The organism is Croceibacterium sp. TMG7-5b_MA50, from assembly GCF_039830145.1.
In the GTDB taxonomy this organism is placed as follows: domain Bacteria; phylum Pseudomonadota; class Alphaproteobacteria; order Sphingomonadales; family Sphingomonadaceae; genus Croceibacterium.
Genome location: NZ_CP156082.1, coordinates 1,069,548 through 1,083,718, shown reverse-complemented (window position 1 = coordinate 1,083,718; position 14,171 = coordinate 1,069,548). Strand labels below are relative to the sequence as shown.

12 protein-coding genes are annotated in these 14,171 nt (G+C 67.4%); 8 read left to right on the top strand and 4 right to left on the bottom strand.

Features of this window, described 5'->3' with window-relative positions; genetic code table 11:
• The first annotated feature begins 46 nt into the window (after positions 1-46).
• The 8 genes from lepA to V5740_RS05330 all read left to right on the top strand — a co-directional run bounded on the left by lepA (position 47) and on the right by V5740_RS05330 (position 11,379).
• Complete coding sequence (gene lepA, locus V5740_RS05365; protein ID WP_347304043.1) at positions 47-1,864, top strand: translation elongation factor 4; 1,818 nt, start codon at positions 47-49, stop codon at positions 1,862-1,864.
• Positions 1,865-1,930: 66 nt separating this feature from the next.
• The gene (locus V5740_RS05360) at positions 1,931-2,728 is read left to right on the top strand and encodes an outer membrane protein assembly factor BamD (protein WP_347304451.1); all 798 of its coding nucleotides are present in this window, start codon (positions 1,931-1,933) and stop codon (positions 2,726-2,728) included.
• Positions 2,729-2,786: 58 nt separating this feature from the next.
• Entirely contained in the window at positions 2,787-4,454 is a 1,668-nt protein-coding gene (gene recN, locus V5740_RS05355; protein ID WP_347304042.1) for a DNA repair protein RecN, read from the top strand.
• Positions 4,454-5,104: a hypothetical protein gene (locus V5740_RS05350; protein WP_347304041.1), complete on the top strand. Its 651-nt coding sequence runs from the start codon at positions 4,454-4,456 to the stop codon at positions 5,102-5,104. The genes recN and V5740_RS05350 overlap by 1 nt, the downstream gene beginning before the upstream one ends.
• 1 nt (position 5,105) lies before the next feature.
• Positions 5,106-5,570 carry a hypothetical protein gene (locus tag V5740_RS05345; protein ID WP_347304040.1) on the top strand — a complete coding sequence of 155 codons (465 nt, stop codon included), beginning with the start codon at positions 5,106-5,108 and terminating at the stop codon, positions 5,568-5,570.
• Positions 5,567-7,663, top strand: a complete 2,097-nt coding sequence (gene ligA, locus V5740_RS05340) for an NAD-dependent DNA ligase LigA (RefSeq protein ID WP_347304039.1) — start codon at positions 5,567-5,569, stop codon at positions 7,661-7,663. Before V5740_RS05345 ends, ligA begins: the two co-directional genes overlap by 4 nt.
• 111 nt (positions 7,664-7,774) lie before the next feature.
• On the top strand, positions 7,775-9,868 hold the full coding sequence (locus V5740_RS05335; RefSeq protein ID WP_347304038.1) for a prolyl oligopeptidase family serine peptidase: 2,094 nt from the start codon (positions 7,775-7,777) through the stop codon (positions 9,866-9,868).
• A 44-nt stretch (positions 9,869-9,912) separates the two neighbouring features.
• On the top strand, positions 9,913-11,379 hold the full coding sequence (locus V5740_RS05330; RefSeq protein ID WP_347304037.1) for a DUF4403 family protein: 1,467 nt from the start codon (positions 9,913-9,915) through the stop codon (positions 11,377-11,379).
• On the opposite strand, the gene thpR is transcribed toward V5740_RS05330, so the two are convergent.
• The 4 genes from thpR to V5740_RS05310 are packed head-to-tail and all read right to left on the bottom strand — an operon-like array spanning position 11,322 to position 14,169.
• Complete coding sequence (gene thpR, locus V5740_RS05325) at positions 11,322-11,897, bottom strand: RNA 2',3'-cyclic phosphodiesterase (RefSeq protein WP_347304036.1); 576 nt, start codon at positions 11,895-11,897, stop codon at positions 11,322-11,324. The two genes, V5740_RS05330 and thpR, sit on opposite strands and share 58 nt — an antisense overlap.
• Positions 11,898-11,902: 5 nt before the next feature.
• The gene (locus V5740_RS05320; protein ID WP_347304035.1) at positions 11,903-12,538 is read right to left on the bottom strand and encodes a DUF308 domain-containing protein; all 636 of its coding nucleotides are present in this window, start codon (positions 12,536-12,538) and stop codon (positions 11,903-11,905) included.
• A gap of 57 nt (positions 12,539-12,595) precedes the next feature.
• Complete coding sequence (locus V5740_RS05315; RefSeq protein ID WP_347304034.1) at positions 12,596-13,474, bottom strand: oxygenase MpaB family protein; 879 nt, start codon at positions 13,472-13,474, stop codon at positions 12,596-12,598.
• Positions 13,475-13,530: 56 nt separating this feature from the next.
• Positions 13,531-14,169: a glutathione S-transferase family protein gene (locus V5740_RS05310; RefSeq protein ID WP_347304033.1), complete on the bottom strand. Its 639-nt coding sequence runs from the start codon at positions 14,167-14,169 to the stop codon at positions 13,531-13,533.
• Between the last annotated feature and the right edge of the window lie 2 nt (positions 14,170-14,171).

Below are 14,171 nucleotides of genomic sequence, written 5' to 3'. Positions count from 1 at the left end.
CGCAGAACCACTCCCCAACCGGCCCACCCGCTGCTAACGGCGGCGGATGACCGAGCTTTCCCGCATCCGCAACTTCTCCATCATCGCGCATATCGACCATGGCAAGTCCACCCTGGCGGACCGGCTGATCCAGTTCACCGGCGGGCTGACCGATCGCGAGATGAGCGAGCAAGTGCTCGACAACATGGATATCGAGAAGGAGCGCGGGATCACCATCAAGGCGCAGACCGTGCGCCTCAGCTACACCGCCAAGGATGGCGAGACGTACGAGCTGAACCTGATGGACACGCCCGGCCACGTCGATTTCGCCTACGAGGTCAGCCGCAGCCTCGCCGCGTGCGAGGGCGCGCTGCTTGTGGTGGATGCGGCGCAAGGGGTCGAGGCGCAGACGCTGGCAAACGTCTACCAGTCGATCGAGCACGATCACGAGATCGTCAGCGTCATCAACAAGATCGACCTGCCCGCGGCGGAGCCGGAGAAGGTGAAGGCGGAGATCGAGGACATCATCGGCCTCGACGCGTCGGACGCGGTGCTGGCCAGCGCCAAGTCCGGTATCGGGATCGAGGATGTGCTGGAAGCGGTGGTGAAGCGCATTCCCGCGCCCGCCGGCGATCGCGCTGCCCCGCTGAAGGCCTCGCTGGTGGACAGCTGGTACGATCCGTATCTCGGCGTCGTCATTCTGGTGCGGGTGATCGACGGCGCGCTGAAGAAGGGCCTCAGCGTCAAGTTCATGCAGGGCGGCACCGAACATCTGGTGGACCGCGTGGGCTGCTTCACGCCCAAGCGTGTGGAACTGCCGGAGATCGGCCCCGGCGAGATCGGCTTCATCACCGCCCAGATCAAGGAGGTGGAGCAGGCGCGCGTCGGCGACACGATCACCACGGTGAAGGGCGGGGCGACCAAGGCGCTGCCCGGCTACAAGGAAGTGCAGCCGGTGGTGTTCTGCGGCCTGTTCCCGGTCGATGCCGCCGATTTCGAGAAGCTGCGTGAAAGCATCGCCAAGCTGCGGCTGAACGATGCCAGCTTCTCCTTCGAAATGGAGACCAGCGCTGCTCTAGGCTTCGGCTTCCGCTGCGGCTTCCTGGGCCTGCTGCACCTGGAGATCATCCAGGAACGGCTGAGCCGCGAATACGACCTCGACCTCATCACCACGGCGCCGAGCGTCGTCTACCGCATCCAGCTGCGCGCCTCCAAGACGGAGGATGCCGCCACCGTCCTGCTGCACAACCCGGCCGACTATCCCGATCCCAGCCGGATCGAGACGATCGAGGAGCCGTGGATCAAGGCCGTGATCTACACGCCGGATGAATATCTCGGCTCCATCCTGAAGCTCTGCCAGGATCGCCGCGGCATCCAGACCGAACTGACCTATGTGGGTGGCCGGGCGCAGGTGACCTACGAACTGCCGCTGAACGAGGTGGTGTTCGACTTCTACGACCGGCTGAAGAGCATCAGCCGCGGCTACGCCTCTTTCGATTACGAGCAGATCGGATTGCGGGAGGGCGATCTCGTCAAGATGAACATCCTGGTGAACAACGAGCCGGTCGATGCACTCAGCCTGATCGTCCACCGCTCCGTGGCGGAGGAGCGCGGGCGTGGCATGTGCGAACGGCTGAAGGACCTGATCCCGCGCCATCTGTTCAAAATCCCGATCCAGGCCGCAATCGGCGGCAAGGTGATCGCGCGCGAGACCATCGCCGCGCTGCGCAAGGACGTGACCGCCAAGTGCTATGGCGGTGATATCAGCCGCAAGAAGAAGCTGCTGGAAAAGCAGAAGAAGGGCAAGGCGCGGATGCGCGAATACGGCAACGTTTCCATCCCGCAGGAAGCGTTCATCGCGGCGCTGCGCATGGGGGAGGAATAGATGCCCGTGATCCTCTCGGCCACCCGCTCACTTGGCGTTCATTGCCGCCGGGGCTATAGCCGCGCGATGTACCTGCGCGCTCTGCCCCTCCTCGCCGTTACCGCCGCTTTGTCCGCCTGCGCCTCCGGCGGCGGGGACAAGGGCATCGACACCGCCTACGTCGCGCGGGACGTGGAATCGCTCTACACCGCCGCGAAGGATCGGCTGGACCGCGGCGATCTGCAACGCGCCGCACCCCTGTTCGACGAGGTGGAGCGCCAGCACCCCTATTCGCCCTGGGCCCGCCGGGCGCAGTTGATGAGCGCGTTCGCCTACTACCTGCAGCGCGACTACAACCAGGCGATCCAATCGGCGCAACGCTTCCTGTCGATCCATCCCGGCAACCGCGACGCGCCCTATGCCTATTACCTGATCGCCATGTCCTATTACGAGCAGATCAGCGACGTGGATCGCGATCAGCGCATCACCGAACAGGCGCTGACCGCCCTGACGGAAGTGCAGCGGCGCTACCCGTCCAGCGAGTATGCGGCGGATGCCCGGCTGAAGGTCGACCTCGTCAACGATCACCTGGCCGGCAAGGACATGGAGATCGGCCGCTTCTACGAACGGGCGGGCAATTGGCTGTCGGCGCAGATCCGCTTCCGCAACGTGGTGGAAAACTACCAAACCACCAGCCACGCGGCGGAGGCGCTGTACCGCCTGACCGAGACCAGTCTGGCGCTCGGTATCCCGGCGGAGGCGCAGAAATACGCCGCCGTGCTGGGCGCGAATTATCCGGGCAGCGAGTGGTACGAAAAGGCGTTCGACTTGATGGAGAAGCACGCGCCCGAAGCCGAGGCGCAGGTCGCCGCCTTGGGCAACTGATCGGGTGAGGGTTGCTGGTGACGCGGCAACCATGATGCACTAGAACGGTTGGTGAACGATGCTCACCGCCCTCGCCATCCGCAACGTCGTGCTGATAGAGGCGCTGGACCTCGCCTTCGGGCGCGGGCTGGGCGTGCTGACGGGCGAAACGGGCGCGGGCAAGTCGATCCTGCTCGACGCACTGGGCCTGGTACTGGGCAACCGCGCGGAAACGCTGCTGGTGCGCGCCGGCACCGATCAGGCGAATGTCACCGCCAGCTTCGAATTCGCGCAACTGCCACCCGCCATTGCGGAGGCGCTGGCCGATGCCGAGGTGGAGGCGGATAGCGGTGAGCCGCTAATAATCCGCCGCCGCGTCCGCGCCGATGGCGGGTCCAAGGCGTTCATCAACGACCAGCCGGTCAGCGCCGCGTTGCTCCGCCAGATCGCGCCTGCGCTGGTGGAACTGCATGGCCAGCATGACGATCGCGGCCTCGTCAATCCACGGGGCCACCGCGCGCTGCTCGACCGCTATGCCGGCGGTGAGGTCGTCAGGGTGGAACAGGCCTGGGCTCTCTGGCGGGCGGCGGAAAGCCGGCTGTCCGAAGCACGGTCCAGCGTGGAAGCCGCCCGAGCGGAGCAGGACCTGCTGCTGGCCCACCTCGCCGAGCTGACCACTGCCGAACCGCAGGAGGGGGAGGAGCAGCAGCTCGCCCTGCGCCGCGCCGACATGCAGCGGGGGGAACGGCTGGCGGGCGATCTCGATACGCTGCGGCAGGTATGGGACGGGTCGGACAGCGCGCTGGCGCAGCTGCGGATCGCCGCGCGCCGGCTGGACCGGATCGCGGGCGAGCACCCCCTGCTGGCCGATGCCTTGGCCTCGCTGGACCGTGCCGTGATCGAAGCGGGGGAGGCGGAGGACCGCCTGACGGAGGCCGCCGATGCGCTGGCCTTTGATCCCAACGAGCTGGACCGGGTGGAGACCCGCCTGTTCGACCTGCGCGCGCTCGCCCGCAAGCACGGCTGCGAGCCCGACGACCTTCCCGCCCGCATGCTGGCGATGCGCGCCGCGCTCGATGCGATCGAGGCCGGTGACGCGGAAATCGCGGTACTGGCGGCGGAGGAGGCGCGCACCGGCGCCGCCTACCGCCAGGCGGCGGAGGCGCTGCATGCGATCCGTGTCGAAGCCGCCGCACGGCTGGACGCGGCAGTCGCGGCGGAGCTGGCGCCGCTCAGACTGGATGCCGCTCGCTTCCAGACAGCGGTCACGGCCTTGCCGGAAGATCGCTGGGGACCGCATGGCACCGATGCTGTCGAGTTCCTGATCGCCACCAATCCCGGCGCGCCCTTCGCGCCGCTGAACAAGATCGCCAGCGGGGGCGAGCTGTCGCGCTTCATTCTGGCGCTGAAGGTCGCGCTGGCGGAGCAGGGCGGGGCGGCGACGATCATCTTCGACGAAATTGACCGCGGCGTCGGCGGTGCGGTCGCCAGCGCAATTGGGGAGCGGCTGGCGCGGTTGGCGGGTAACGGCGGCCAGCTGCTGGCGGTAACGCACAGCCCACAAGTAGCCGCGCGGGGCGGGACGCATTACCTTATCGCCAAGTCCAGCGAGGGCACCGTCACGCGTACCTCAGTCACCCTGCTTGACGAAGCGGGCCGGCAGGAGGAGATCGCGCGCATGCTGTCCGGCGCAGAGATCACCAGCGAAGCCCGCGCGCAGGCCGAACGCCTGCTGGAAGGGGTGTGATGCAAATTCTAGCCGGCGATTATTACGCCGACGGCTACCAGCATCTGGGCGCGCTGATCTCGCGGGAGGTCGCATTGGGCCTGCTCGCGCGGATGCGGGCTGATCTGGCGCGCCAGGGCGTCGATCTCGGCCGCCTGCAACAGCAGGGACCATTGCTGACGTCACCGGCGATCGAGCTCTACGGTCATCATTACGCCCCCTTCGCGACGTTCCACTGGGGACTGACCCCGGTGGTGCAGCAGCTAAGCGGGGCGGCTTTGCTGCCGTCCTACTGCTACTTCCGTGTCTACCGGCAGGGCGACATCTGCCGCGTGCATGGCGACCGCCCATCTTGCGAACACAGCCTGTCCCTGACGCTCGGCTATGCCGACAACCTGCCATGGCCGCTGGAGGTTGCGCGGGTGGCCATCGAAGGCGATCCCTACGAACGGGCGGACACCGCCTTCAGGGCGGGGGAGCATGCCGCCTCCGCCGCGATGGCGGTGGGCGATGCGGTGCTATACCGCGGCGTCCACCATCATCACGGGCGCACGCAGCCCAACCCCAACCGTTGGTCCGCGCATCTATTCCTGCATTGGATCGATCGTGATGGTCCCTTTGCCGATAAGGCCTTCGACGGCGCAAAGCTGCCCGCAGGGGTGGAGTTCTGACATGATTCGCGCTGCCCCCCTGCTGCTGTTCCTTGCCGGTGCCTGTGCCCCGGTCGCGCACGATCCCGCGTTGCCGCCCTTGGCGCAGGATCAGGTTGAACCCGGCCCGGCCTTGCTCGAACACGCTTTGCTGACCTTCTTCGCCGGTCCCGGCGCCGCGGCCGATCCGCCAACCGTGTGCGTCGACCTGTCCCCCGGCGGGCTGCCCGCGGAGGCGGAGAAGGCGCTGATGGCACGCTTCCCCAGGCTGGCGCCCCGATCCCGCTGCGAACAGCCGCCCGGCTGGATCGACCGCCTGACCGGCGAGCGCGCGGTGCTGCTGCAGGCCTATGGCCTCGAATGCGCCGATACGGTGATCTGTACCGGCTGGACCAACGCACCGGGCAGCCCCGCCACCCGCTGGATCATGCGCTGGCACGATGGGCGCTGGACCTTTGCCGGCGATCATCGCCTGATCGCGCAATGATCGACATACCGGAAGCGGAGGCCGCCAACGAGTTGATGCGGCTGGCGCGCAGCATCGCGCGGCACAACCGGCTGTACCACGCCGACGACGCACCGGAGGTCAGCGACGCGGAGTACGACGCGCTGGTCCGCCGCAATGCGGAACTGGAAGCCGCCTTTCCACACCTGGTGCGACCTGACTCGCCCAGCAACGCCGTCGGGCACGAGGTCGCCGCCTCGCCCCTGTCCAAGGTCACCCATGCGCAGCGCATGATGAGCCTCGACAATGCCTTCGCGGATGAGGAGGTGGCGGAGTTCGTTACCCGCGTCCGCCGGTTCCTGAGCCTGCCCGCCGAAGAACCGCTGGCCTTCACTGCGGAGGACAAGATCGACGGTCTGTCCTGCTCGCTGCGGTACGAGGATCGCCGCCTGGTCCTCGCCGCAACGCGCGGGGACGGCAGCGTGGGGGAGAACGTCACGGCCAATGTCGCGCATATCGCCGATATTCTGCAGACCCTGCCGGATGACGCCCCCGATTTGTTCGAGGTGCGGGGCGAGGTCTACATGGAAAAACAGGCATTTGCCGCACTCAACGCGCGGATGATGGAGGAGGCGCGCGGGGCGGCAGGGGATGCCTTCGATGAGGGCTCCGTCCGCCAGTTCGCCAATCCGCGCAATGCCGCCGCCGGGTCCTTGCGGCAGAAGGATGCGCGGGTCACGGCGGATCGGCCGCTGCGTTTCCTGGCGCATGGCTGGGGCGTTGCCAGTGCCTTGCCCGGCGATACGCAGTTCGCGGTCATGCAGGCGCTGGCGGGCTGGGGCTTTCCGATCTCGCCCGATCTGGTGCGGGTGGACAGCACGGATGCGATGCTGGCGCATTATCGCGGGATCGGGAGTCGCCGCGCCGGGCTCGCCTATGACATTGACGGTGTGGTCTACAAGGTGGACAGCCTGGCACTGCAGCAGCGTCTCGGCTTCGTCGCCAAGGCGCCGCGCTGGGCGCTGGCACACAAGTTCCCGGCGGAACGCGCGGAGACCACGCTGCAGAGTATCGACATTCAGGTCGGCCGGACTGGCAAACTCACCCCGGTGGGCCGCCTCGCTCCCGTGCTGGTGGGCGGCGTCACCGTCACCAACGTGACGTTGCACAACCGGGACGAGATCGCGCGGCTGGGCGTCAGGCCCGGCGACCGGGTGGTCATACAGCGTGCCGGCGACGTGATCCCGCAGGTGGTCGACAATTTGAGCCGCGATGCTGCGCGCGAGGCATATGTGTTCCCCGACCATTGCCCAGTCTGCGGCAGCGAGGCAGTCGCGGCAGAGGGCGAGGTCGATGTGCGCTGCACCGGCGGCCTCGTCTGCCGGGCGCAGGCGTTCGAGCGGCTGCGCCATTTCGTCAGCCGCGGCGCGCTGGATATCGAAGGGCTGGGCGAGAAAAGCGTGGCCGAGTTCCTCGACCTCGGCTGGCTGGCCGATGGTCCGGCGGCGATCTTCCGCTTGCGACGGCATCGCGACGAGCTGATCGGACGGGAAGGCTGGCAGGACAAGTCTGTGGACAACCTGTTGGCGAACATCGAAGCGAAGCGCCGCCCGGACGCGGCGCGCCTGCTGTTCGGGCTAGGCATCCGGCATGTCGGCGCGGTTACCGCGCGTGATCTGCTGAAGCATTTCACCACGCTGCCCGCCCTGCGCGATGTGGCCGAGCGTGCGCGGGGCGGCGACACCGATGCCGCGGCGGAGATGCTGGCGATCGACGGCGTAGGGCCCGTCGTGGTCGAGGCGCTGGGCGATTTCTTCCACGAACCGCACAACCAGCACCTGTGGGACGACCTGCTGCGGGAGGTCGATCCTCCGCCATTCACCGTGGAGACCCGCGACAGCGCGGTCGCCGGCAAGATCGTGGTGTTCACCGGCAAGCTGGAGACGATGAGCCGCGACGAGGCAAAGGCGCAGGCCGAGCGGCTGGGTGCGCGCGCCGCCGGATCGGTCAGCCCGAAGACGGACCTGATCGTCGCGGGACCGGGCGCCGGCTCCAAGCTGAAGAAGGCGGCGGAGCTGGGCATCGAGGTCATCGACGAGGCCGGCTGGGCTGCCATCGTCGCCGCGGCCGGCTGAGCGTCCGGCACGGCCCCTTGATCCCGCGGCCGGCGGCGCTACGGTTGCGGCATAGTCTTGATCATAAACGGATCGCCTGCCTTGAACCTTGCCCTGCTTGCCGCCGCAACCATGATGACCCCGCTGCCAGCGCCCGCCTATCCGGAGACCGCCACCACCCAGACCACCGACGTCCTGCACGGTGAGACGATCGCCGATCCGTACCGCTGGCTGGAGAACGACGTCCGCAACGATGCCGAGGTCGCCCAGTGGGTAGAGCAGCAGAATGCGGTGACGCAGGCCTATCTGCAGCAACTGCCCGGCCGGGCTGAACTGGCGGCGCGCATCGCGGAGCTGACCGATTTCCAGCGCGTGTCCACCCCGGTGAAGCGGGGCGGGCGCTACTTCCAGACGATGAACAGCGGGCTGCAGAACCAGTCGCCGCTCTATGTCCGGGACAGCCTGACCGCAGAGCCGCGCCTGCTACTCGATCCGAATGCCTGGGCCGATGACGGCGCCACCGCGCTTGCCGACTGGTCCGCATCGCCCGATGGCGGCAAGCTGCTGTATGCGGTGCAGGATGGCGGCACCGACTGGCGCATCATCCGCGCGCTGGATGTGACCACCGGGCAGCCGCTGCAGGACGAGATCCGCTGGGCGAAGTTCACCGGACTTGCCTGGGTCGGCAATGACGGCTTCCTCTATTCCCGCTTCCCGGAGCCGGAAGCCGGCCAGGACTTTCAGGCGTTGAACTACAACCAGGCGGTCTACTACCACCGGCTGGGCACGCCGCAGAGCGAGGACCAGCTGGTCTATTCGACGCCCGACCACCCGAAGCAGGGGCATACGGCCAGCGTCACCTCCGACGGCAAGTGGGCGATCGTCACCTCCTCGCTCGGCACCGATGCGCGGTACGAGGTGCATGCGATCGACCTGTCCGCCCGCGAGGCGAAAGGATGGCAGCCGGTGCCGCTGGTCACCGGGTTTGAGAACTCGTGGTCGCTGGTGGACGGTGTGGGCGACCGGCTGTGGTTCGTCACCAATCAGGACGCGCCGATGTACCGTGTGGTCGCCGTCAATATGGCGGGCGACCGGCAGTGGCAGCCGGTGGTGGCGCAGCGTGACAGCGTGATCGAAAGCGCCGCGCTGGTCGGCGACCGGCTGATCCTGTCCTATCTGGAGGATGCGAAGTCCGCCGCGACCGTGTTCGACCGGCAGGGCACGGAACAGGCGCGACTGCCGCTGCCCGGCATCGGTTCGATGGGCGGCATCAGCGGGGAGCCGGGCGATGATGAGGCGTTCTACAGCTTCTCCTCCTTCAACCAGCCCGCCGCGATCAGCCGACTGGCGGTGGGATCGCTGGAGAGCACGCCGTTCTTCCAGCCCCGCCTGACCTTCGACCCCGCGAATTTCGTGGTGGAACAGCGCTTCTACCAGTCGAAGGACGGCACCCGCGTTCCCATGTTCGTGATGCGGCGCAAGGATGTTGCTGCCGCCGGGCAGCCGGTTCCGACGCTGTTGTACGGTTATGGCGGGTTCGACATCTCGCTGACGCCGGGCTTCGCCGCCAGCCGGCTCGCCTGGGTGGAGGCGGGTGGCGCCTGGGCGCTCGCCAACATTCGTGGCGGCGGCGAATACGGCAAGGCGTGGCACGATGGTGGACGGCTGGCGAACAAGCAGAACGTGTTCGACGACTTCATCGCCGCGGGCGAGTTCCTGAAGGCGGAGGGTGTCACCTCCCAGGAAGGGCTTGCGATCCAGGGTGGATCGAACGGCGGGTTGCTGGTCGGCGCGGTGGTCAACCAGCGGCCGGACCTGTTCGCCGCCGGCAATGCCGCGGTGGGCGTGATGGATATGCTGCGGTTCGACCGCTGGACTGCCGGCCGGTACTGGGTGGACGATTACGGCTATCCCGACCGGGCGGACGACTTCCGGACCCTGCGCGCCTACAGCCCGTTGCACAACGTGAAGGCCGGCACGCCTTATCCGGCGCTGCTGGTGACGACGGCCGACACGGACGATCGCGTGGTGCCGGGGCACAGCTTCAAATATGTATCTACCCTGCAGGCGAGCGATCTCGGTCCCCGTCCGCAGTTGATCCGTATCGAGACGCGCGCAGGGCACGGCGCGGGCAAGCCGACGGACAAGGCGATCGCCGAATCCGCCGACATTCTCGCTTTCCTGGCGCATTGGACTGGGCTGCAGCTGCCGCCAGCAACCAACTAAGCTGTTCGCGCATTGCTCCCCTGCCATCGGGGGAGTGATGCTGCATGGGTTACCGCAACACCGCCGGCGTCGCGCTGCTGCTCGTCACCGCGGGCTGCAGCGGGCGCGGGGGCGACGGGGCGCCGCCACGCGCCAACGATCCCATCCCGGTGGAACGGGTGGAATCCTTCCTTGCCGTGCCGGTCGACGCGGATCTCGGCAATCTGGCGGCGGTGCTGGAGCGGCGTCTGCCGCGGCAATTGTGGCAGATCGACCGGCCGGGGCAGGCCTGCGTCCCGTCCCGCCGGATCGACATCGGCATCGCCACCATCAAGACGCCGACCGTGCGGTGTCGCATCCGGGGCGAGGTCACCCGCGGTCCATTGCAACTGGCTGGCTCGGGAGAGGAGATCATCCTCGCCATGCCGCTGAACGCGGTCGTGCGGGCGGAGGATATCGGCGGCGTGCTGAAGCGGGAGACCGCGACCGCCACCGCCATGGCCCGTGCGGTGATCCGCATCGACCTGGCCCGTGACTGGACCCCGCGCGGCACGATCGACATCCGCTATGACTGGCGGGACGAACCGCATGTCGATTTCCTCGGCCAGCGGATCGAGTTCGCCGAGGCCGCCGATCGCGAGCTCAGGCCGATCATCGCCCGACTGGAACGGGAGCTGCCGGGGGAGATCGGGCGGTTGCAGGTGCGCGAGCAGATCGGTCGTGCATGGCGCAGCGCCTTCACCAGCATCTCCCTCAATCGGGAGAACCCGCCGGTGTGGATGCGGATCACGCCACAGGCCCTGCGGTATGGCGGGTACCGCATCGCGGAGGGCCGACTGCGGCTGAACCTGGGCCTCGCCGCCACGACCGAGACGTTCATCGGCGATCGTCCGACCGACCCGCCGGCCACGCCGCTGCCACCGCTTCAGCCGTTACAGCGGGGAAGTGGGCGATTGTCGTTCTTCATCCCGGTCATCGCCGACTACCGGCAGTTAGAGCCGGTATTGCTGCGCGCGTTGCAACGGCGATCGCAGCGGCCGTTCGAGGTGCCTGGCCTGGGTCCGGTACGGGCGCGGTTCGACCGGGTCACCATCTACGGCACGACCGGCGGACGCATCGCGGTGGGTGCGACCTTCGCGGCGCAGGACAGCGAAGGGGAGCAGGCGACCGGAACGGTCTGGTTCACCGGCACCCCGGTGAACGAGCCGGGATCGCGCCGCGTCGGCATCAGCGGACTGGAGATCAGCGGCACGACGGACATGACCGGCGGCGACCTGCTGCTGCAACTGGCGAATGCGCCGGGGGTGGACGCCTACATCGCCGGCGCGCTGACGCAGAACTTCGACCGTGATTTTGCCGAGCTGCTGGTGAAGGTACGCCGCGCAATTGCTGAGAAGCGCGAAGGCCCGCTGGTGATCCGGGCCAGGATCGACGAGGTCGCCACCGGCAAGCTCAAGGCCGCCGGGCAGGGCCTTTATCTGCCGGTGCGGCTGACCGGCACGGCGGAGGTGTCGGTTGCGCCGAGCGGGTAAGTCACCACCGGATCATAGATTGAGCCAGCTTTGCCCAAGTGGCTTTCGTACAGGACGAAGTCCGTCACCGGCCAGGCGGGTACCCGCAACGTGCCGGTACTCGCCAACCAGCCATGGATCGGGCCGCTGCCGCCTGAAAGGCGCGCCAGCGTGACATGCGGCACGTATCTGCGCGTTTCGCGCGGCAGGCCCACCTGCTGACACGCCCGTTCGACCCGGCTGTGCAGCACGTCGAGGGAAGGGTTCGGGCGAACATGGGCCCACACAGCATGTGGGCGGCCCTTGCGTTCGAAGTGGCCCGTGCCTGCCACCTCCAGCGTGAAGGGTGGGGCGGCTAGGTCCGCCAATGCCTCCGCCAGTTCGTTGGCGACGGGGCGCTCCACCTCGCCCACGAAGCGCAGCGTAAGATGCAGTTGCTCCTCGCTCTGCCAGCGGGCACCTTCGATCCCGTCCTGCACGTCGATCAATGCGTCCAGCACCGCGGGCGGCGGGCGGATGCCGACGAACAGACGGTGCATGGCCGTCAGCGCAGCTTGCGCAGTCGCAGGGCCAGGATGACGAGCGCGATACCCGCGACAAGGGCGTATAGCGCGATCAGCCAGCCGACCGACACGACGCTGATTGCCGGATTGCCCATGGCAAGCCACAACAGCGCAACACCCAGCAGGACCGAGACAGCGCCCGACAGGCCCAGCAGCCATTCGCCGGTGATTTCCCGCCGCAACCGGATCGCGGCGGTGATCTCCGCCACACCGGTGATGACCGCCCAGGCGGCAATCAGCAGCACGGCGACGGTCGCATATGCAATTGAGGAGAGGACGGGGAAAGCCACAAACAGCACGCCGATCGCCACTCCGACCAGGCCGGAAAGAACCAGCGCCCACCAGCGCTGCCGATGGTGCGTCGCGCCGCGCACGCCCGCGATGATGTTGAAGATGCCGTCGGCGAAGGAGAAGGCGGCGAACAGCAGCGCGAACACGAACAGCGCCGCAGCGGGCATGAAGGCGGCAAGCAGGCCGAGTACGATCAGCAGTACTCCGCGTGCCAGGTACCAGCCCCAGTTCGCGACCGCGATGGATCCGCCGGGCACCAGCGGATCGGCGATGCCGGCAACCGGATCATGGATCGCGCTGCCGGTGTGATCGTGCTGTGTAGCCATGTGTCGGTTCCTCCTGCACCCGCCTTACGATGGCCGGCCTTGCAGGTTCCCGGCCGTTCAGGCCGGGCGCAACGCCCACCGGATCGTGCCGCCCAGCATGCGGGTCGCCAGCCGGGTGCTGATCGCGGGCAGGGGCGAACTGCGCAAGCCGAGCATGGTGCGGGCGAAAGGCGGCAGCAGATCGACCGCCGCCTGCGTCAGTACAGGCTGTGCCATGGCACTGATGGTGCTGCCGCGATGGTTCAACACCACCTGCGCCACCTGCCGCGGGGCAGGTCCGGCGGAGAGGGCGGGTCGCATGGCCGCCATCAACTCGGCTGCCTGCGCACGGCTTTCGGGCACTGGGGCTGCGCCCAGCAGGCGGGCCAGCACGGCAAACTGGCGGTAATACTCGTCCTGCTCCCCGCCGGGCATGTCAGGGCGGACCAGAGTGACATAAGCGTTGAGGAACGACCACGCTTCCGCCAGGTGAACCCAGGCCAGCGTTGCGGGATCGGTCGCGCTGTACGGCGTGCCATCCGGCAACGTCCCGTTGATGTGCCGATGGATGGCATTCACCCGCTCGATCGCCCGGGCGGCATCGGCTGCCGGGCCATAGGTCGTCACCGCGACGAAGCGGGCGGTGCGTCGCAGCCGACGGTCGAGGTCGTGCCGGAAATCGGAATGGTCCAGCACGCCCTGCAACGCGTGGGGATGCAGCATCTGCAAGAGCAAGGCCGCGACCCCGCCGACCATCATGGAGGTGACGTCCGCATGAACCATGCGGATCGGCGTGTCGGGCGCGAACAGCGCGTCTGCGGACGGGATCACCGGCGCTTCGCCCCGTCCCGGATCGTTGAACATCTGCCGCACACTGCGCCCAAGCTGCCGGCGCATCTGCTCCGCCGGATGCCAGGGTTGCCGTCGCAGAGTGGCCAAAGCTGATCCGTCGCGCATCGCAGGTCTCCTGATTGGTGAAGACATGGGATGCGCGCCGGTATTTGCCAGTCCAATCAGCCGCTTGTGCCCGCCTTCATCTCCGCGATCAGGGCATTGTCGATGGCCTTTGCCTCCTGATAGGCGGGCCGCTGCCGCACGCGCTCGGCATAGGCGAGGAACCCCGGCCGTTCGGGCATGGTCTTGAACGACACACCCCAATCGACTTGCGATCCGACATACACGTCTGCCATGGTGAACCGATTGCCGCAGATGAAATCATGTGTTTTCAACCAGTTCTCCAGCACATCCATTGTGCGTTCGTAACTGCCGAAACCGACCATCATCTCCTGCGTCCGGTCCGTGACCTCCCACTTCATGGAGTGACTGATCACCGCCTGTTCCAGCGGCCCGGCGCCGAAGAACAGCCAGCGGAAATAATCCGCCATCTCGCCCGACTGCGGCAGCAGGGGAGAATGGGTTGCCTGCGCCAGATAATGGCACACCGCAGCACATTCGGTGATGACGTGGTCACCTTCGTTCGTGTGATGGATGATCGTCGGCAGCTTGCCCATCCCGTTGGCTGCCAGCAAGGCGGCAGGCCGATCATCCCACGGAACGAACACCGGATCGTAGTCGGCGCTCACCTCGTGCAAGGCCCAGCGGGCGATCTGCGCGCGGCTCATCGGATTGAAGAAGAATGTGAACCCCGCCATCG